Annotated in this window: 13 protein-coding genes and 1 pseudogene; 10 read left to right on the top strand and 4 right to left on the bottom strand. The window is 72.9% G+C overall.

Annotated features, from left to right (window positions below; translation table 11 throughout):
- Positions 1–119 precede the first annotated feature (119 nt).
- From ACH4N1_RS28945 to ACH4N1_RS28935, 3 genes are all read left to right on the top strand, one after another.
- Complete coding sequence (locus ACH4N1_RS28945; protein WP_398101676.1) at positions 120–2,981, top strand: DEAD/DEAH box helicase; 2,862 nt, start codon at positions 120–122, stop codon at positions 2,979–2,981.
- Entirely contained in the window at positions 2,978–4,273 is a 1,296-nt protein-coding gene (locus ACH4N1_RS28940) for an SWF or SNF family helicase (RefSeq protein WP_398101673.1), read from the top strand. The genes ACH4N1_RS28945 and ACH4N1_RS28940 overlap by 4 nt, the downstream gene beginning before the upstream one ends.
- 135 nt (positions 4,274–4,408) lie before the next feature.
- The gene (locus tag ACH4N1_RS28935) at positions 4,409–5,752 is read left to right on the top strand and encodes an esterase-like activity of phytase family protein (protein WP_398101671.1); all 1,344 of its coding nucleotides are present in this window, start codon (positions 4,409–4,411) and stop codon (positions 5,750–5,752) included.
- 164 nt (positions 5,753–5,916) lie between these two features.
- Here ACH4N1_RS28935 and ACH4N1_RS28930 read toward each other — a convergent pair whose 3' ends face one another.
- A complete protein-coding gene (locus ACH4N1_RS28930; RefSeq protein WP_398101668.1) occupies positions 5,917–6,390 on the bottom strand; it encodes a hypothetical protein in 474 nt (157 codons plus the stop codon).
- Positions 6,391–6,711: 321 nt separating this feature from the next.
- On the bottom strand, positions 6,712–7,878 hold the full coding sequence (gene xylA, locus ACH4N1_RS28925) for a xylose isomerase (RefSeq protein ID WP_398101665.1): 1,167 nt from the start codon (positions 7,876–7,878) through the stop codon (positions 6,712–6,714).
- Between the two features lie 116 nt (positions 7,879–7,994).
- On the opposite strand from xylA, the gene xylB reads away from it, so the two are divergent.
- The 7 genes from xylB (at position 7,995) to ACH4N1_RS28890 (ending at position 16,202) form a co-directional block, all read left to right on the top strand.
- On the top strand, positions 7,995–9,440 hold the full coding sequence (gene xylB / locus ACH4N1_RS28920; RefSeq protein ID WP_398101662.1) for a xylulokinase: 1,446 nt from the start codon (positions 7,995–7,997) through the stop codon (positions 9,438–9,440).
- 14 nt (positions 9,441–9,454) lie between these two features.
- Positions 9,455–10,684, top strand: a complete 1,230-nt coding sequence (locus ACH4N1_RS28915) for an ROK family protein (RefSeq protein WP_398101659.1) — start codon at positions 9,455–9,457, stop codon at positions 10,682–10,684.
- A gap of 142 nt (positions 10,685–10,826) precedes the next feature.
- Positions 10,827–12,095: a GAF domain-containing protein gene (locus tag ACH4N1_RS28910; protein WP_398101656.1), complete on the top strand. Its 1,269-nt coding sequence runs from the start codon at positions 10,827–10,829 to the stop codon at positions 12,093–12,095.
- Positions 12,096–12,270: 175 nt separating this feature from the next.
- Positions 12,271–13,794 carry an aldehyde dehydrogenase family protein gene (locus tag ACH4N1_RS28905; RefSeq protein WP_398101653.1) on the top strand — a complete coding sequence of 508 codons (1,524 nt, stop codon included), beginning with the start codon at positions 12,271–12,273 and terminating at the stop codon, positions 13,792–13,794.
- A 210-nt stretch (positions 13,795–14,004) separates the two neighbouring features.
- A protein-coding gene (locus ACH4N1_RS28900; RefSeq protein ID WP_398101650.1) for an IS5 family transposase occupies positions 14,005–14,801 on the top strand; the annotation gives its coding sequence in 2 pieces (ribosomal slippage) (positions 14,005–14,337 and positions 14,340–14,801; 795 coding nt in all).
- A 183-nt stretch (positions 14,802–14,984) separates the two neighbouring features.
- Positions 14,985–15,809: an alpha/beta fold hydrolase gene (locus ACH4N1_RS28895; protein WP_398101647.1), complete on the top strand. Its 825-nt coding sequence runs from the start codon at positions 14,985–14,987 to the stop codon at positions 15,807–15,809.
- A 69-nt stretch (positions 15,810–15,878) separates the two neighbouring features.
- Positions 15,879–16,202, top strand: coding sequence for a putative quinol monooxygenase (locus ACH4N1_RS28890; protein WP_398101644.1), 324 nt, complete (start codon positions 15,879–15,881; stop codon positions 16,200–16,202).
- A 1,044-nt stretch (positions 16,203–17,246) separates the two neighbouring features.
- On the opposite strand, the pseudogene ACH4N1_RS28885 reads toward ACH4N1_RS28890, so the two are convergent.
- A pseudogene (locus ACH4N1_RS28885) lies at positions 17,247–18,005 on the bottom strand (RICIN domain-containing protein); the annotation flags it as partial.
- 1,136 nt (positions 18,006–19,141) lie between these two features.
- On the bottom strand, positions 19,142–19,597 hold the full coding sequence (locus ACH4N1_RS28880) for a hypothetical protein (protein WP_398101641.1): 456 nt from the start codon (positions 19,595–19,597) through the stop codon (positions 19,142–19,144).
- Positions 19,598–20,143 lie beyond the last annotated feature (546 nt).

The following is a 20,143-nucleotide window of genomic DNA, read 5'->3' as shown; positions in this document are numbered from 1 at the left end:
GAGACCCCTCGCCCGGGCGTCTTCCGGGAGCCCTTCCGGTGGCGGCACGCGTTGGGTCGCGGAGTGCTGTACCCTCGGCCGCCGACGTCAGTAGTCAAATTTGAGGAGTGGACTTCTCCGTGCAGTGGGTTTCCGCGGGAACGCCGACCGGGATCGTGGAACTGGCGCGTCGGCCCGCCGTGTTCGTGCCCGGCGTCCCCGCGCGCACCGGCCGCTTCGCCTTCTGGCAGCACGACGGCGGGGCCCCGCCCGCCCCCGGGGCGGGCTCACCGGAGGACCTGTCCGTCGTCCGGCCCTCCGGTGCGGGCGTGGCACTGGTCCGCGTACCGGCCGTGCTGCTGCCGGTGCACGAGGCCCTGCCCGTGCTCACCCGCGCGCGGGCCGTTCGCGAGGCGCACCGGGCGGTCGCCTTCTGGGGCGCGGCGGCTCTGACGGCCCTCGAGTTCACCGCGCGCGGGCTGCTGCTGCCCGGCCTCTCCCCGGACGATCACGACGTTTGGCGCGCGGGTCCCCTGGGGCCGGACGACGTCGAGCGGGTGCGCCGGCTGGCCGCCGCCATGCCTCCCGAGGCACACGCCCTGCCGCTGGACCACGTCCCGCCCCTGCGGCTGCCGGACCGGGAACGGCTGCTGCGGGCCTTCCTGGACGCGGTCGCGGACACGCTCCCCCGCTCCCCCGCCGCGCCGCTCCTGACGGGCGGACCGGCCTACGCGGCGCCAGGGCCACTGCACGTGCCGCGGCTGCGGTCCTGGGCCGCCGACGTGGCGGCCGGCCACGACGCCGGGGTACGGGTCTCGCTGCGGATCGAGATCTCGGGGCTCGCCCCGGGCGCGGAGGAAGCGGCACCGTCCTTCCGCGCCGTGCCGCAGGTGCACAGCGTGAGCGATCCCGCGCTCGTCGCGGACGCCGCCGAGATCTGGCAGGGCTCCGGTGCCGGCCGGCCGGCGTTCGGCCCACGCGCGCGGAGGGACGCGCTCCTCGCCCTGCGCCGTGCAGCCCGCGCGTGGCCCGCGCTCACGCCCCTGCTGTCGGCGGCCGTCCCGGACGCCGTCGACCTGGTCGACGAGGAGATCTCGGAACTCCTGGGAGAAGGGTCGCGGGCGCTGGCCGCGGCGGGAGTCGAGGTGCACTGGCCCAGGGAACTGGCCCGCACGCTCACCGCCCGCGCGGTGGTGGGCCCGTCCGACGACGTCACCGGTCCGGACCGGGCCGCCTCGGACACGCCGTCGTTCCTGTCCGCGGACGCGCTCCTCACCCTCAGCTGGTCGTTCGCGCTGGGCGACCAGCACCTCACGCGCGACGAACTGGACCGCCTCGCCGAGGCGAACCGGCCGCTCGTGCGGCTGCGCGACCGGTGGGTGCTGATCGACCCCCGGGAGGTGCGTCGCGCTCATGCCCGGCAGGACCGTGAGGTGACCCCGGTCGAGGCGCTCGCCGCCGCCCTGACCGGCTCCACGGAGGTCGACGGCCGTCGCGTCGAGGTCCGGCCCACGGGATGGCTCGCGGTCCTGCGGGAGCGTCTGGCGCGCCCGCAGGACCAGGAACCGGTGGCGCAGCCCGCCGCACTCCACGCAACACTGCGCGACTACCAACGACGCGGCCTCGGCTGGCTGGCCGGGAACACGTCCCTGGGGGTCGGCTGCTGCCTGGCCGACGACATGGGCCTCGGCAAGACCGTCACTCTGATCGCCCTCCACCTGCACCGCAGGACGGACCCCTCGGCCGCCGGTCCCACGCTGGTGGTCTGCCCGACGTCCCTCATGGGCAACTGGCAGCGGGAGATCGAGAAGTTCGCCCCCGGCACACCCGTGCGCCGCTTCCACGGGCCGCGCCGCGATCTCGCGGACCCGGCCGACGGGGAGTTCGTCCTCACCACCTACGGCACCCTGCGCATGGACGCGGACCGGCTGGGCGAGGTGCCCTGGGGGCTGGTGGTGGCGGACGAGGCGCAGCACGTGAAGAACCCGTACGCGGAGACCGCGCGAGCACTGCGCACGATCGGGGCACGCGCGCGTGTGGCGCTCACGGGAACCCCGGTCGAGAACAACCTGTCGGAACTGTGGGCGATCCTGGACTGGACGACCCCCGGACTGCTGGGCCGGCTGGGCACGTTCCGCACCCGGTACGCCCGGGCCGTCGAGGAGGGCGGGGACCCGGCCGCGGTCGAGCGGCTCGCCCGGCTCGTGACCCCGTTCCTGCTGCGTCGCCGCAAGTCGGACCCGGGTATCGCGCCCGAGCTGCCGCCCAAGACCGAGACCGATCGCCCGGTGTCCCTGACCGGGGAACAGGCGGGCCTGTACGAAGCCGTGGTGCGCGAGACGCTCGCGGCGATCGCCGAGGCGGACGACATGGCACGGCGCGGGCTGGTCGTGAAGCTCCTGACCGGCCTCAAGCAGATCTGCAACCACCCGGCGCAGTACCTCAAGGAGGAGCGGCCGAGGACCGCCGGGCGCTCCGGGAAGCTCGAACTGCTGGACGAGCTGCTCGACACGATCCTCGCCGAGGGGGCGAGCGTCCTGGTGTTCACACAGTACGTGCGCATGGCACGGATCCTCGAACGCCATCTGGCCGCGCGGGGCGTGCCGACCCGGTTCCTGCACGGCGGCACGCCCGTCGCGGAGCGCGAGGCCATGGTGGCGCGCTTCCAGGACGGCGAGGTGCCCGTGTTCCTGTTGTCGCTCAAGGCCGCCGGGACCGGACTCAACCTGACGCGCGCGGAGCACGTCGTGCACTACGACCGCTGGTGGAACCCGGCCGTCGAGGCGCAGGCCACCGACCGGGCCCACCGCATCGGGCAGACCCGGCCGGTGCAGGTGCACCGGCTGATCGCGGAGGGCACGGTCGAGGACCGCATCGCCGGGATGCTGCGCCGCAAGCGCGAACTCGCCGACGCCGTGCTCGGCTCCGGCGAGGCGGGATTCACGGAACTGTCGGACACCGAACTGGCCGAGCTGGTGGAACTGCGAGGGGGAACGCGGTGAACGCGTACGACGGCGGGCGGGAACGCGTTTTCCAGGCGCCGCCTCCCGCACGGGGGAAGGGCTTCGCGCGGTCGTGGTGGGGGCGGGCGTGGCTGGCCGCCCTGGAGGGCGGGGCGCTGGACGGGGAGCAGGTGCGGACGGGCCGCAGGCTCGCGCGCGCGGGAGCGGTGGGCGCCGTGTCGGTGCGGCCGGGGCGGGTCACGGCCGTCGTCAAGGACCGTGACGGCACGGGACACCGGGCCGATGTGCTGCTCGAGGTCCTCACGGACGGCCAGTGGGACCGGTTCCTGGACCTGGCCGTGGAACGGGCCGGGCATGTGGCCGCGCTGCTCGACCGTGAGCTGCCGCCGCATCTGGTCGAGGACGCGGGGACGGCGGGTGTCGACCTGCTGCCGGAACCGGGCGACCTGGAGGCGGAATGCGGCTGCGGCGCGTGGGACCACTGCGGCCATACGACGGCCCTGTGCTACCAGGTGGCGCGGCTGCTCGACGAGGATCCGTTCGTCCTGCTGCTTCTGCGCGGCGGCGCCGAACGGGCCCTCCTCGCCGGCCTCCAGGCCCGCGGCACCGCCGCGGCACCGGCCGAGACCGCGCCCGTCCCGCGGGAGGGCGTGGACGCGCTGGAGGCGTACCTCGCCGGGCATGTCCTGCCTCCGTTGCCCGCCGTTCCCGACCTGCCCGGACAGCCCGGCGTGCCGCCCTCGTTGGACACCGAGGTGCCGCCCACCGGGGAGGTGGAGCCGGCCGCCCTGGAGCTCTTGGCGGCCCGTACGGCCGTACGGGCCCGCGCCCTGCTCGCGGAGGCTCTGCGCGGCGGGACGGAACAGCGGGCTCCGGCCGGAGCGCTGACGGTCGGTGAGGACGCGGTGCGGCTGGCGGCGGGCGGCCCCGGGGACACCGGGACGCCGCGCCCCGTGTCGGACCGGCTCGCTGCCGGTTCCGGGCGTGACGGGGAGCAGCTGGAGCTGGCCGTCCGGGCCTGGCGCATCGGGGGCCGGGCCGCCCTGGCGGTGCTCGAGGAGGAGTGGACCGTCGAGGGCGAGGCTCTCGCACGCGCGCGTGCCGCCCTGGACGCCGCCTGGGCGCAGGACGAGCGGCCGGCGCTAAGGGCGCGGGGCAACCGGTGGACGGTGGCCGGGTCGGCCGGTCAGCTGCGTCTGGGGCGGGACGGCCGCTGGTGGCCTTATCGCAAGGAGCGCGGGCGCTGGGTGCCGGCTGGGGACCCGGCCCGGGACCCGGCGACGGCGCTGGCCGCCGTCGCCGGGTCCGACGGGGAGGAAGGGCCTTCCTGAGGCGGAGGCCGCTCCGGTGGAGGCGGGCGGGACCGACGGTCGGCCGACGGCACGCGTTCACCGGGGCGTCGCACGGTGTTCCGCGGGTGAACCGACTCTGTCCGCTGTCACCACAGATGCTCCTCAGGAGGCTCGATGTCCCCGCATGCCACCGGTCGACGCGCGGTCCACCGTTCCGTCGCGGCGGTCGTACCGCTCACCGTGCTGGCCGCCCTCGCCACCGCCGGCCCGGCGTCCGCCCACCCGCGGCCCGGGGGGGCGCGCGTGATCTCGACGGCGACGCTCGGCGACATCCCGCTCGGGACGTTCAGCAACGCGCTCCTGCCGGGCACCGTCGCCGAGGACCGGGGTGTGGACCTCGGCGGCATCGGCAGCGACATCCATCCGGCGGGCCGCAAGGGCGAGTACTGGACGGTCACCGACCGCGGTCCCAACGGCCAGATCAAGGTGGACGGCACGAAGCGCCGGACGTTCCCCGTGCCCGGTTTCGATCCGGCGATCGTCCGGATCAGGGTGTCCGGGGACACGGTGAAGGTGCTTCGGTCGATTCCGCTCACCACCTCGTCCGGCAAGCCCGTGACGGGCCTGTCGAACCAGGCGGAACGCGACGAGGCGCCGTACTCCTACGACGCGAGGACGCCGCTGCCGTTCGATCCGAACGGGCTGGACACCGAGGGCGTCGTGCCGGCGGCGGACGGCGGCTTCTGGCTCGTCGACGAGTACGGGCCCTCGCTCGTCCACGTCTCCGCGCGCGGGAAGGTCCTCACCCGCTACGTGCCCCAGGGCCTGAACCTGACGGGCGCCGACTATCCGGTGGTGGAGGCGCTGCCCGGGGTGCTGCTGCACCGCAAGGTCAACCGCGGATTCGAGGGGCTCGCGCAGCTGCCGGGCGGCGACCTCGTGCTGGCGATGCAGAGCCCGCTGTCACTGCCGGACAAGGACGCCGGCGAGGCCTCGCGCACGGTGCGCCTGCTGCGCTTCTCACCGAAGAAGAAGGCGGTCACCGCCGAGTACGCGTACCGCTTCGACCCGGTGGCGGTGGTCGACCCGAGCGAGGACGACACCTCCGAACTCAAGATCTCCTCGGTCGTCGCGGTGGGCGGTGACCGGCTGCTGGTCGAGGAACGGACCGACAAGGCCGCCCGCCTGCACCTGGTGCGGCTGGACCGCAAGGCGGACATCCTGGGCGGCCGCTGGGACGACGGGGCGACGTCGCCGTCGCTGGAACAGCTGGCGGACCCGGCGGCCGCGGGCGTCCCGGTGCTCTCCAAGCGGCTGGTCGTCGACCTCGGCGCGGTCGCCGGAGTGCCCGGCAAGATCGAGGGCGTCGCGCTCGTGAACCGCGACACGCTCGCCCTGATCAACGACAACGACTTCGGGATGACGGACGGGGCGGGCGCGTTCGACGCCCAGGGCCGGCTGGTCGACAGCGGCATCGAGACGACGGTGACGTACGTGCGCCTGCCGAGGGGGTTGTGACAGCCGGCCGGTGACGGCGGGCCGTGCGGCACGGGGCCGGGCGACGGCGGCGGGCGTGTACGGCACGCGCGTGTGCCGCACACGCCGTCACGCGCGATGCGGCACAGGGGCTCACGCGCGATGCGGCACGCGACCTCGCGCGCGCGTGCCGCACGACGACAGGCTCACGGGAGCAGCTCCTCCAACGACGGCAGGAGGGACTCGAGATCGCTCGGCAGCACAGTCGGCAGCCCGCTCGGCAGTTGGGACGGCAGCCCGCTGGGCAGCTGGGACGGCAGCTCGGTCGGGAATCCGCTGGGCAGCCCGCTCGGCAGGCGGAGCGAGGGGGTGGGCGAGGAGCCCGTGCCCGTCGGCGCGTCGCCGTCGGGCGAGTCGTCGTTCCCGGAGGTCGTCAGCACCACGGCGACGACGACTGCGGCGGCGACCAGCAGCGCCAGTACGGCGAAGAGTGGGTTCCTGCGCCTTCCGGGGCCGTCGGGAGGGCCGGGCGACGCGGGGGGCGGCGGGGACGGCGGCCGGCCGCCGCCTCCCGCGTCGTGATCGGGGCCGAAGTCCGGGGACGGCGGTCCGAAGCCGCCCGGAGGCGGCGTGTCACCCGGCGGGCCGGGCGGTTTGGGCGGTACGGGCGGCATGGCCATGGCGTCCAGGATCGCGGTGGACGCGCCGACGCGCGACCCGTGAAAGGAAGTTGATACCGACTCATGCCATGGACGGCATCATTCCGGCGTACTCCCCACGGAGGTCCCCGACTCGGCGTGCTCGACGGCACACACACGCGCGTCCGTCCCGACGGCACACACGTACATCCCGACGGCACACCCGCGTACGTGCGAGCCGCACACGTGCCTACGGGGTGAGCCGCACACCCGCGTACGGGGCGAACGGCGCACGCGCGTACGGGGCGAACGGCGCGCGTGAGGGCACCGGAAGGGTCCGGATGCACCCACGCGCGCGTGCCGTCAGCCGCGGGCGCCGAGCAGGTGGTCCATGGCCAGCTGGTCGAGGTGCTCGAAGGCCATGCCGCGGGCGGCGGCCGCGTCGGCGTCGAAGTCCTCGAACGCCGCACGGTCGGCGAGCAGGGCCTGCAGGCCGTCGGCGGCGGTGGGCTGGGCCAGCTGGTCCAGGCGGGAGTCGCGCAGGGCCTGCTGGACCTCGGGGTCGTCGCGGAACGCGGCCGCGCGCTCCTTGAGGATCAGGTAGTTGCGCATGCAGCCCGCGGCCGACGCCCACACGCCGTCGAGGTCCTCGGTGCGCGGGGGCTTGAAGTCGAAGTGCCTGGGGCCCTCGTAGCCGGCGCTCTCCAGCAGGTCGACCAGCCAGAACGCCGAGCGCAGGTCACCGGCGCCGAAGCGCAGGTCCTGGTCGTACTTGATGCCGGACTGGCCGTTGAGGTCGATGTGGAAGAGCTTGCCCGCCCACAGCGCCTGGGCGATGCCGTGCGGGAAGTTCAGGCCCGCCATCTGCTCGTGGCCGACCTCGGGGTTGACGCCGTACAGCTCCGGGCGCTCCAGGCGCTCGATGAAGGCCAGCGCGTGCCCGACGGTGGGCAGCAGGATGTCGCCGCGCGGCTCGTTCGGCTTGGGCTCGATGGCGAAACGCAGGTCGTAGCCCTGCTCGACGACGTACTCGCCGAGGAGGTCGAAGGCCTCCTTCATCCGGTCCAGGGCCACGCGCACGTCCTTGGCGGCGCCGGACTCCGCACCCTCGCGCCCGCCCCAGGCGACGTAGGTCTTCGCGCCCAGCTCGGCGGCCAGGTCGATGTTGCGGATGGTCTTGCGCAGCGCGTAGCGGCGCACGTCGCGGTCGTTCGCGGTGAACGCGCCGTCCTTGAAGACCGGGTGCGTGAAGAGGTTGGTGGTGGCCATCGGCACCTTCATGCCGGTGGCGTCCAGGGCCTGGCGGAAGCGCTTGACGTGCTCCTCGCGCTCGCTGTCGGAGGACCCGAAGGGGATCAGGTCGTCGTCGTGGAAGGTCACGCCGTGCGCGCCCAGCTCGGCCAGGCGCCGCACCGTCTCGACCGGGTCCAGGGCACGCCGCGTGGCGTCACCGAACGGGTCGCGTCCCTGCCAGCCGACGGTCCACAGACCGAAGGTGAACTTGTCGTCGGGGGTGGGCTGGTAGCTCATTGCCGCGGCTCCTTGCTTGCAGACTATTTCGTCATGGCCGTTTACAAATTAGTATGCGGAAGCATCTCTGGGAAGTCAGATCCCGCGGAGCCGCGGAAAAAGTTAGGGAGATCCCGATGTCAGCAGCCGAGGGTCCGCTCGTCGTCGGCGTGGACACGTCCACCCAGTCCACCAAGGTGCTGGTCGTCGACGCGGCCACCAGCCAGGTCGTCGCGAGCGGCCAGGCACCGCACACGGTGACCTCCGGCGCCGGCCGGGAGAGCGACCCGCGCCAGTGGTGGGACGCCCTGCACGAGGCCCTGCGCCAGTGCGGTGACGCGGCGCGCGAGGCGGCCGCCGTGTCCATCGGCGGGCAGCAGCACGGGCTCGTGACGCTGGACGGACGCGGCGAACCGGTACGCCCGGCGCTGCTGTGGAACGACGTGCGCTCGGCCCCGCAGGCCCGCCGGCTGACGGAGGAGCTGGGCGGAGCGAAGTTCTGGGCGGAGCGCACCGGCCTGGTGCCGGCCGCCTCCTTCACGGTCACGAAGTGGGCGTGGCTCGCCGAGCACGAGCCGGAGGCCGTCCGCGCGACCAGGGCCGTCCGCCTCCCCCACGACTACCTCACCGAACGGCTCACGGGCGAGGGCACGACCGACCGCGGCGACGCGTCCGGCACCGGCTGGTGGGCGTCCGCGACCGAGACGTACGACGACGAGATCCTGGCCCGTGTCGGCCTCGACCCGGCGCTGCTGCCGCGCGTGGTGCGGCCCGGCGAGGTGGCGGGCACCGTGCGCGACAGCCACGACCTGCCGTTCTCCAAGGGCACCCTGGTCGCGGCGGGCACCGGCGACAACGCGGCGGCCGCGCTCGGTCTCGGGCTGCGCCCCGGCAGCCCGGTGCTGAGCCTCGGCACCTCGGGCACGGTGTACGCCGTGTCGAAGCGGCGCCCCACCGACCCGACGGGCACGGTGGCCGGCTTCGCCGACGCGCACGGCGACTGGCTCCCGCTGGCCTGCACGCTGAACTGCACCCTCGCCGTCGACCGCGTCGCCGCCCTGCTCGGGCTCGACCGCGAGGCCGTCGAGCCCGCCGCCGGTATCACGCTCCTGCCCTACCTGGACGGCGAGCGCACCCCGAACCTGCCGAACGCCTCCGGTCTGCTGCACGGCCTGCGCCACGACACCACCGCCGGCCAGCTGCTCCAGGCCGCCTACGACGGTGCCGTGCACTCCCTGCTCGGCGCGCTCGACCTGGTCCTCGACGAGGACGCCGACCGCTCGGCCCCGCTGCTGCTGATCGGCGGCGGCGCCCGCGGCACGGCCTGGCAGCAGACCGTGCGCCGGCTGTCCGGACGGCCCGTGCAGATCCCGGACGCCAGGGAACTCGTCGCACTGGGTGCCGCGGCACAGGCGGCCGGCCTGCTGACCGGGGAGGACCCGGCCGCCGTGGCCCGGCGCTGGAACACCGCGCGGGGCCCGGTGCTCGACGCCGTGGAGCGGGACGAGGCGGCCCTGGCCAGGATCGCCGGGGTACTCTCCGACGCGTCCCCGCTGCTGGAGCGGGGCACGGACACCCACTGAGGATCGACGCAGGCATGAGCGCACCGCCGCACGAGGCCCGCCCGACCGGCCCCGGGCGAACGCTGCCCGACACCCAGCAGGGCATGCGCCGCCGCAACCTCGCCCGGGTGATGCACGCCGTCAGCGCCGAGGGACCGCTGTCACGGGCGGCGGTCGCCGCGCACATCGGCCTGACCCGTGCGGCGGTCTCGACGCTCGTCGACGAACTCATACGCACCGGCCTGATCGAGGAACTCGGCCCCGAGCGGCCGGGCAGGGTGGGCCGGCCCGGGTCGGCACTCGCGATCAGCGGGCGCGGCCCGGCGGGGATCGGCGCGGAGATCGGCGTGGACCACCTCGCGGTCTGCGCCGTCGACCTGCGCGGCGAGGTGCGGACGCGCGCCGTACGGCACGGCACGAACCGGGGTCGTGCCCCCGGACCGGTGCTCCGGGAACTCACCGCGCTCGTGCGCCGGGTCGTGGCCGACGGGGAGCGTGAGGGGCTGTGGCCGGCGGGGCTCGCGGTGGCCGTCCCCGGGCTGGTGGGCCGGGACGCCCGCACCGTCGTCCGCGCCCCTAACCTGAACTGGCACGACGTCGATCTCGGCGCCCTGCTGCCCGGCGGGTTCCCGCTGACCGTGGACAACGAGGCCAACTTCGGCGGCCTCGCGGAGCTCTGGCTCGGCGCGGACACCCCGCGGGACTTCCTGCACGTCTCGGCGGAGATCGGCATCGGTGCCGCACTCGTCGTCGACGGCAGCCTGCTGCGCGGCAGCCGCGGTTTCGCCGGCGAACTGGGGCACGTTCCGGTCCGGCCCGACGGGCCGGACTGCGTGTGCGGCGGCCGTGGCTGCCTGGAGCAGTACGCCGGCGAGGAGGCGGTGCTGCGCGCGGCCGGCCTGGAACCGGGCGAGGACCGCGTCGGACTGCTGGCCCGACGCGCGGCGGACGGCGACGAGCGGGTACGCGGGGCCCTGCGCGAGGCGGGCACGGCGCTGGGCGTCGCCCTCACCGGAGCCCTCAACCTGCTGGACCCGGAGGCCGTCGTGCTCGGCGGGGCCCTCGCCGGACTGGCGCCCTGGCTGCTGCCGTCCCTGGAGTCCGAGCTCGCCGGCCGCACGGCCGGCCCGCCCTGGCCGGTGTCCGTCTCCCTGCTGGGCCCGGAGGGCCCGCTGCTCGGCGCGGCGCACTCCGTGGTGCGGGCGGTGCTGGACGACCCGGCGGGAGTGGCGGGGCGGGGCCGAGCGCCCGGGCCCGACGCCTGACGCATCGGCAGGGCCGGGGCGCGAGGGCGTCCCCGCGGGTTGCGCTTGTTCCCCTCTTTCGGGTGACCCCGGTCCAAACGGTTGTCGGGACGCACCCCCGGCGTGACGATGTCCCCAGCCGCATCGCCTTCCGGAGGACGACGTGACCGATCCCTGGGTGGCCCTGGAACCGGGGGCCGACCCTGCCGAGCGTGTACGGACACTGCGACGGGCGCACGACGCGTTCACCCAGGCCGGCAGAGTGCCGCGGCCGGTGCGGCCCGTGGTGGCCGACTCGTGGCGGCGATCGGCGCGGGCGGGCGTCGGGCCGGACGGCACCGCGGACGTGGAGCTGACCGACGCGGACCTCGGCGCCTACCGGGCCGAGCATCCGCTGGCACGGGTGATGCCGCTGTTCCGGGAGCTGATGGGCACGTTCGCCGCCGACGGGGAACACCTCCTCGCGGTCTGCGACGCGCACGGCCGGCTGCTCTGGGTCGAGGGTCACCCGGCGACCCGGCGGCAGGCGGGGCGGATGAACTTCGTGCCGGGTGCGCGGTGGGCGGAGACCGCGGTGGGGACGAACGCCCCGGGGACGGCGGTCGCCGTGGACCGGCCGGTGCAGGTGTTCGCGGCCGAGCACTTCATCCGGCGGGTGCAGCCGTGGACCTGCGCGGCGGCGCCGGTGCACGATCCGCGGACCGGGCGGGTGCTGGGCGCGGTGGACATCACCGGCGGCGACGGGCTGGCGCATCCGCACAGCCTGGGCTTCGTGCAGGCGGTCGCGCGGGCCGCGGAGTCGCACCTCGCGCTGCTCGCCCCGGAGCGGCCGGAGACCGACCCGCCCGAGCTGACCGTGCTGGGGCGCGACGAGGCACATCTCGCCGTGGGCGGACGACGGATCAGGCTGAGCCGGCGGCACAGCGAGATCGTGGTCCTGCTGGCCCGCCGTCCGGAGGGGCTGACCGGGGACGAGCTGCTGTGCGCGCTGTACGAGGACGAGTCGGTGACACCGGTGACGCTGCGGGTCGAACTCGCCCGGCTGCGCGGGGTGCTGGGACCGGGTCTGCTGGCCTCGCGGCCGTACCGGCTCACCGTCCCCGTCGAGTCGGACATCGCCGTCGTGGAGCGGCGGCTGGCGGCCGGGGCGGTCACGGCCGCGGTCACGGCGTACACCGGGCCGCCGCTGCCGGCGTCGCGGGCACCGGCGGTGGTACGGCTCCGCAGCCGCCTGGCCGACGGCCTGCGCGCCGCCCTGCTGGCCGGCCGGGACCCCGACCTGCTCGCCGACTGGGCGCACGCGCCGTGGGGCGAGGACGACATCGACGTGTGGCGGGCGCTGGCGACGGCACGGCCGACGGCCGCGGTACGGACTCGGCTGGCCGCGCTGGAGTCGGAGCTGGCGGCGCCGACGTCGTGGACGCGCCGCTGATCACCGGCCGCCCGCCCGGACCGGCACCGTCGACGCCGCGCGCTGCCCGAGCGCGCCGCCCGGACGGCTCAGGTCGTCACCTGGCCCGCGCAACGTGCATGCAACGTCGGCCTGCCTAGCCTCGCGCGCAGAGCTGCCCAACGGCGGGCAGCGCTGCTGAGGGAGGCCATCCACCATGACCCGTTACGCGGCGCCCGGAACCGACGGCGCGATCGTCTCCTACCAGGCGCGTTACGACCACTTCATCGGCGGCGAGTACGTGCCCCCGGCCCGCGGCCGGTACTTCGAGAACCCGTCCCCGGTGAACGGGCAGCCGTTCGCCGAGGTGGCCCGCGGCACGGCGGAGGACGTGGAGCGGGCGCTCGACGCGGCGCACGCGGCCGCGCCGGGCTGGGGCCGGACGTCGGCGAGCGAGCGCTCCGACATCCTGCTGAAGATCGCGGACCGCATGGAGGCCCACCTGGAGCCGCTCGCGGTCGCGGAGAGCTGGGAGAACGGCAAGCCGGTCCGCGAGACGCTGGCGGCGGACATCCCGCTGGCCATCGACCACTTCCGCTACTTCGCGGGTGCGGTCCGCGGGCAGGAGGGTTCGCTCAGCGAGCTCGACGAGGACACGGTGGCGTACCACTTCCACGAGCCGCTCGGGGTGGTCGCGCAGATCATCCCGTGGAACTTCCCCATCCTGATGGCGACGTGGAAGCTCGCGCCGGCCCTCGCCGCCGGCAACACGGTGGTCATCAAGCCCGCCGAGCAGACACCGGTCTCGCTGCACTACTGGATGAGCCTGGTCGCGGACCTGTTGCCGCCGGGCGTGGTGAACATCGTCAACGGCTTCGGCGAGGAGGCGGGCAAGCCGCTCGCGTCCAGCCCGCGGGTGGCGAAGGTCGCGTTCACCGGGGAGACGTCGACCGGGCGGCTGATCATGCAGTACGCCGCGGAGAACCTGAAGCCGGTCACACTGGAACTGGGCGGCAAGTCGCCGAACATCTTCTTCGACGACGTCTGGGAGAAGGACGACGACCTGCGCGACAAGGCCCTGGAGGGCTTCACGATGTTCGCGCTGAACCAGGGCGAGGTGTGCACCTGCCCGTCGCGTGGACTGGTCCAGCGCGGCAACTACTCCGAGTTCATGGCGGCCGCCGTCGCCCGCACCGAACTGATCAGGCCCGGACACCCCCTGGACACCGACACGATGATCGGCGCGCAGGCGTCCGGCGACCAGCTCAGCAAGATCCTCTCGTACATCGACATCGGCCGGCAGGAGGGCGCCAAGATCCTCACCGGCGGCGAACGCGCCGACTATGACGGCGAGTTGAAGGGTGGTTACTACGTCCAGCCGACCATCTTCGAGGGCGACAACCGCATGCGGATCTTCCAGGAGGAGATCTTCGGCCCGGTCGTCTCGGTGGCCTCGTTCGACGACTTCGAGGACGCCGTCAAGATCGCCAACGACACGTCGTACGGCCTCGGCGCCGGGGTGTGGACGCGGGACATCAACACGGCGTACCGCGCGGGACGGGCCATCCAGGCGGGCCGCATCTGGACGAACTGCTACCACGCCTACCCGGCGCACGCGGCGTTCGGCGGCTACAAGCAGTCGGGAATCGGCCGCGAGACGCACAAGATGATGCTGGAGCACTACCAGCAGACGAAGAACCTGTTGGTGAGCTACTCGCCGAAGAAGCTGGGCTTCTTCTAGGCGCAGAAAAAGGGCGCCTGAACAGGGCTGATGCCCGGCAGGCGCCCTTCTCGGAGCGCATCTAAGTAGCGACTGGAAACACACCCTTACTCCCGATATCTCCCACCCGTGCCCCAGCTCTGACCAGCAGTTCCGGGGCGTTTCCGGGCCAAGGTCTCGCCAACAGGTCATCTCATTTGGGCTGTTCGGTAATCTGCCGGTGCGGGGATCGTGGAGCGGCTGGTGCCGGATGAGCTGTGGGAGTTGTTCCAGCGGGTGGTTCCGGAGGCGCCGACCCGTCCGCAAGGCGGTGGCCGACGCCGACACGGGGAGCGGGAAGTGCTGGCCGCGATCGTGTTCGTCGCGACGTCGGGCTGCACCTGGCAGCAGCTTCCTTCCGCGTCGTTCGGGCCGTCGGGAGCCACAGCCCACCGGCGGTTCACCGAGTGGTCGAAGGCCCGGGTGTGGGCCAAGCTCCACCGTCTGATCCTCGACGAGCCGGGTGCCCGTGGCGAGCGGGACTGGTCCCGCTGCGCGATCGGCTCCGTGAACATGCGGGCCCTGAAAAGGGGGAGCTGACAGGTCCGAATCCTGTGGACTGGGGCAAGTACGGCTCGAAGATCCGCTTGATCACCGAGCGGACCGGTCTGCCCCTGTCCGTCGGCATCTCGGGCGCCAACGTCCATGACAGCCAGGCTCTGATCCCGTTGGTGCAGGGCATACCGCCGATCCGGTCCCGGCGCGGCCGACGACGGCGCAGGCCCGGCGAGCTCCACGGCGACAAGGGCTACGACGACAACCACCTGCGGCGATGGTTACGCGACCGACGCATCACACCCCGGATCGCCCACAAGGGGACGGACTCCAGCCGGCGGCTGGGCCGGCACCGCTGGACCATCGAACGCACCATGGCCTGGCTCGCCGGCCGCCGCCGCCTCCACAGACGCTACGAACGCAAAGCCGGCCACTTCCTGGCCTTCACCAGCATCGCCTGCACCCTCATCCGCTATCGCCGACTCACCAAATGAGATGACCTGTCAACGTCCACTGAGAGCTACCGGTCGGGTCTCAGCACTGCCCCGGTACTGACGTAAGCGAGCCGTCGGCCGGATGTCAGTCAGCTGACGGAGGCTGTCGGCACGGTGGCCGAGCCATTCTCGTGGAGACATCGAATCCGCCCGGTACCCGGGCGAGACCACGAGGAGCGGACCATGCCGTTCGTCACCACCGGCGACGGAGTCGAGATCTTCTACAAGGACTGGGGCTCGGGCCGGCCGGTCATGTTCCACCACGGCTGGCCGCTGAGCTCGGACGACTGGGACGCCCAGTTGCTGTTCCTCGTCCGGCGGGGCTACCGCGTCGTCGCCCACGACCGCCGCGGGCACGGGCGCTCCGCCCAGGTCGGCCACGGGCACGACATGGACCGCTACGCGGCGGACGCCGCCGCCGTGGTGGCGCACCTCGGCCTGCGCGACGTCGTCCACGTCGGCCACTGCGCCGGTGGCGGAGAGGTCGCCCGGTACGTCGCCAGGCACGGTGCCGGCCGGGTTGCCAAGGCCGTCCTCATCGCAGCGGTCCCGCCGCTCATGGTCCAAACGAAATCCAACCCCGCAGGGCTGCCGGTGGAGGTCTTCGACGGCTTCCGCGAGGGCGTGGGCACCGACCGCTCCCAGTTCTACCTCGACATCGCCTCCGGGCCGTTCTACGGGTTCAACCGTCCGGGCGCGGACGTCTCCCAGGGCATCATCCAGAACTGGTGGCGCCAGGGGATGGCCGGCAGCGCGCAGGCGCACCACGAGGGGATCAGAGCGTTCTCGGAGACGGACTTCACCGACGACCTCCGGGCGATCGACGTGCCCACGCTCCTCTTGCACGGCGACGACGACCAGATCGTCCCGATCGCCAACTCCGCCCATTCGGCGGCCACGTTGGTCGAGCACGCGGACCTGAAGGTCTACTCGGGCCTGTCGCACGGCATGTGCACCGTCAATGCCGACACCGTCAACGCCGACCTCCTTGACTTCATCAAAAGCTGACCCGGCTCGGTACCGACGACACACAGCCCGTCAGCACGGAACACAACTCGGAACAGAAAAGGAATCACCATGACCGCAACACGCACCGGCTACGTGACCGTCGTCTGGGACGCGAAGGCGAAGGCGGGCAGGGAGGACGACCTCAAGGCGTTCATCACCGCCGCCGTCACCCCCTCGCGCAACGACCCCGGCAACATCGACTACGAGGCCCACGAAGTCGAGGGCCGACCTGGCGAGTTCGTCATCTACGAACGCTGGGAGACACGCGCCCACCTCGACGCACACCTCGCCGCGCCCCGGATGCGGGAACTCGTCCCGCAGATGCTCGAACTGTTGGACGGATCCATCGAGGACGGCATCCGCCTGCTGCGCCCGTTCCGCCCCGCCCACTAGGGCGTGTTGCGAAAGTGCTGGTCGCAACCACTCGTTGATGGCTGCGACCAGCACGGTCGCCTCGTAACGGACGGCGAGTTTCTCGTATCGGGTCGCCACGGCCCGGTGGCGCTTGAGCCGGTTGATCCCGCACTCCACCGCATGGCGTTCCTTGTAATCGATCTTGTCGAACTTCGGCGCCCGGCCACCGCGGGAGCCGAGCTTCTTGCGGTTGCGGACCTGGTCGGCCTTCTCCGCGGCCGTCATCCGTCCACCGAGGTCGCCGGCGGAACGACCGGCCGGATGGTCGGCATCGTCAGCTTCCACGGCCAGGTGACCCTGCGCTCCTTCGCGTACCTGGGGGTGGACGATCCGGCCCTGCCGGGCGGCGGCCCCGCGGCCTTGGGCAGGGTGCACGTGCTGTCGGGCGCCGGCCCGGGTCCTGGTCAGCGGCGGTCGGGCCGCTGCCGCCGCCGACGGTCACCCCGTCGGTGAGCGACACTTCGCAGCACGCCATGTCCGGCTCGCCGGCCACGAGATCGGGTACCGCCTGGAGGAACCGCCGGGTGCGGTGGATCCCCGGTACCTGCCGGGAGCGCGGGAGTTGTCCGCCGCCCGGGATGCCGACGCGGGCGAGCAGCAGCAGAGGGTGATCCTCGCCCGCGCCGGGACATGCCCGCTTCCGCGATGGGGGCCGCCGCGCCCACGGCCCGCACATCGGCTTCGGCGACCTCGAGTTCGCCGACTTCTCGATCGGACGATCCTCTCCTCCGTTCGGGTACACGGACGATCGGACGCGCCAGGGTGTCGGCGCCGCGAGCGCCTGGTGCGTACGACCGGCATCGCTTCGCGCCCGTTGGCCTCGTGCCGTTCGCGTCGGTCCCGCTCCACACGGCCGGCCGGGACTCGGCGGCCGGCCGCTGGTGGCCGTGGCGGGCGCGGCCCGGCCGTCCCGGCCACGCGCCGCGGGTGCGCACGGTTGCCCGGCGTGGCAGGCAAGTCCTGGTCCGCGCCGGACACGAGCCGGGCGAAGCAGGCCGCGGCCCGCGGGAAGAGGGGCTGTCAGCCGACCCGCACGAGCTGCCACTGCTGGTTGGTACCGCCCCAGTCGGTGTACTGGACGACGTTGGCGCCGTCGGCGGTGGCGGCGTTCTGCACCTCGAGCGCCTTGCCGCTGTTGCGATTGATCAGGCGTACGTGGCCACCGTCCGAGTCGGCGAGCCTGAACTGCTGGTCGGCGTCGTTGCGGTCGGTCCACTGGACGATGCCCGCGCCGTCGGCGGTGGACCGGTCGAGGACCTCGAGGACCTTTCCCGAGTGCCGGGACCTGAGGCGGTGGTAACCGCCGCCCGAGTCGACGAACTGCCACTGCTGCTGCGCCTGGTCGTTGCGCGACCACTGGGTGATGCGCGCGCCGTCGGCGGTGGCGAGGTTGTACAGGTCGAGCGCCTTGCCGCTGTTGCGGTTCGTCAGCACGTACCACGCACTCGTGTCGACCCCGACGGGAGTCCCGGTCGCACCGGTCACGAACGTCGTCACGCTTCGAGCGGGAAGCGTGCCGGTGAAGGAGCCGTTCGACACGCCGGTCGTGCCCTGGGGCGCGACGTTCCTGCTCGCGTCGGTCAGCCAGGACGAGACACTGGACGCGGTGCTGTTGGCCAGGGTGAACTGCTGGCTCACCGCAGAGGTTCCCTTGTTGATGGCCACGACGACGACCCTGGAGTCACCACCCAGGTACGCCGAGACGTAGACGTTCGACGCCGGGTTCGCCGTCGCCTCGATCCGCACATGTCCGGGGCGCACGAACCTGGCGAAGTGCGCCATGTTGGCGCCGCGCTTGCTGATCTGGCCGTCCTCCCGCATGGGGCCGTAGCCGCGCCTGATGTACCACCAGATGTACGCCTGGAACTCGGCGTCCACCATGGCGTGGTGGATGTGCTCCCCCACGTCGAGCGCCTGGGGCCAGAGGTCCGCCGAATCGGTGCTGTTGGGGTGGTAGACCTCGGTCATCCAGAGTTCTTTGCCCGCGCCCTTCTGTTTGAAGAGGGGATAGGGGAAGTTCGCGTACGGCGTGCCGTAGAGGTGAGCCCCGATGATGTCCACGTTGGCGAGCGCCGCGGAGTCGTTGAGGATCGGGTCGGAGATGTTCTTCAGGTACTGGAAGGACTCGGGCGCGATGACCCTGGTGCCGATCGAGCCGGCGTTCTCCCGCAGGAACCGGACCATTTCGGCGGGAGTCCACCACGTCCAGTCATGGGCGTAGTCGGGCTCGTTCTGCACCGATATGCCGTACAGGTTCACCCCGTTGTTCCGCAGGAACCCGTTGAAGTCGTTCAGGTGCTGGGCATAGGCCCCGTACATGTCGTACCTGAGGCGTTTCGCGTCGGTCTGACTGCCGCGGACGAAGGTCTCCACCATGTTCGCGGGGGGATTCCACGGCGACGCGATGACGGTCGCCCCGAGCTCGGTCGCGCGCTTGGCCGTCGCCAGATCGCGGCTGAAGTCCGCCTGTTTCTCGGGGACGGGGATCCTCAGCACGGAGAACCCCAGCCGGCCCTCGCCGGTGCCGAACGCCGTGTCCCGCTGGGCGGCTGTCAGGTCGCCGATCCAGGCCGTGTGGGTCATGCCGCCGAAGCCCCGGATGGTCTGCCGCCGCGCCGACGGGTCGATGACCGCCGTGGCGGCAGTCGTCGCGGCCGCGGCTCTCGAGGCCCCCGCGGCCGACGCCGTGGCCGTGAGGACCGACAGGGCCCCCATCGTCGCCAGGACGGTCCTCCGGCTCGGCGCCCCTTGCTCCCTGCTCGCGGGCTCATTCCGATCTTGTGTCATGTTCTTCTCCTCTTGGCTGTTGGTCCTGATCCACGCCTTCTCGGTCCCCCCGGCCCGCTCGTCGGAGGCTCCAGGAGGTGCTCCCGGAGCTGGGGTCGCCGAGGGTTACGGAGCTGCCGACTCGAATCGCGTCACCCGCACGCCGCCTCCGAGTGATCTGGTGGCGTGGTGGAAGACGGCGTACCGATGACCCATGAAGAACTGCGAGGCGTTGCTGAGGGTGAAGGCGGGACCGGGGAGACGTAGCTGCTGCTGTCGGCGCTGCAGGAGAACCGGGCCTGCCGGCCGGCGACGGGTCTGATGTCGGTGCGGACGCGGAGCCGGACCAGGCTGCCCGTGAGGCCGGTGCTCGCCCGCCCGGCGCCGGTACCGGTGGTGTTCCAGCTGCCGTCCACGGTGAGGCCGTCGACCATCACCACCCGCGTCGTGCCGCCGCCGCTCGAGCCGGCCGCCCGGAGCACCGGCCCGCCGTGCCGCGCTCCGATGCGGTGGCGCCCGTCCTGCATCTCGTTCTCGGGAGTGACCGTGGAGAACTCCCGGTCGAGGACGGTCGTGCACCAGGCGTCGCCCGGCTTGCCGACGGCCACGGCGGCAGTACGGTGCCGGTCATGGCGGGGGCGACGGCTGCTGAGCCTCTGAGCCTTCGCAACCAGCGCCTGAGGGGTCCGGGGAACCTGGCATGGTCGGCCTGCCTTTCGAGCCTGGAGGTTTCGAGGCCCCCACCGGCAGTTGGTGCCGAAGCGAGGTGGGAGCGCTCCCATTGTACGAAATCTCGAACAAGGTTCGGTGTGCCGGAGGTTCGAGGCGTAACGTAGTGATGCTGACCACCACCGTCAACGGGTCCGGAGCACAGAAGCTCACTCGCGTCAGCCCAAGCACATCCACCCACCGCAAGGATCGATGTGCACGCGCCCGGTCCCTACGGCCGCTGACCGCCTGCCTGCCCACCGACGGCGGGAGTTCTGCCGCCTGGTGACCGTCATCGACCTCACGTCGCGCCGTCCGGCCGGACGGGCGAGCGCCGACCTGGTCCCAGCCGCACAACCCGTGTCCAGGATTCGGGTTCATGGCCCGCACCGCGGCCGGAGCACGACCTGCCACCGACGCCGCGGCGGCCGGTACGGACCGTCCGC

The sequence above is a fragment of the Streptomyces sp. NPDC017202 genome, from assembly GCF_044331705.1.
Taxonomy (GTDB): domain Bacteria; phylum Actinomycetota; class Actinomycetes; order Streptomycetales; family Streptomycetaceae; genus Streptomyces.
Note: the sequence above shows the minus strand (reverse complement) of the source record. Positions and strands in the feature narration are given on the sequence as shown.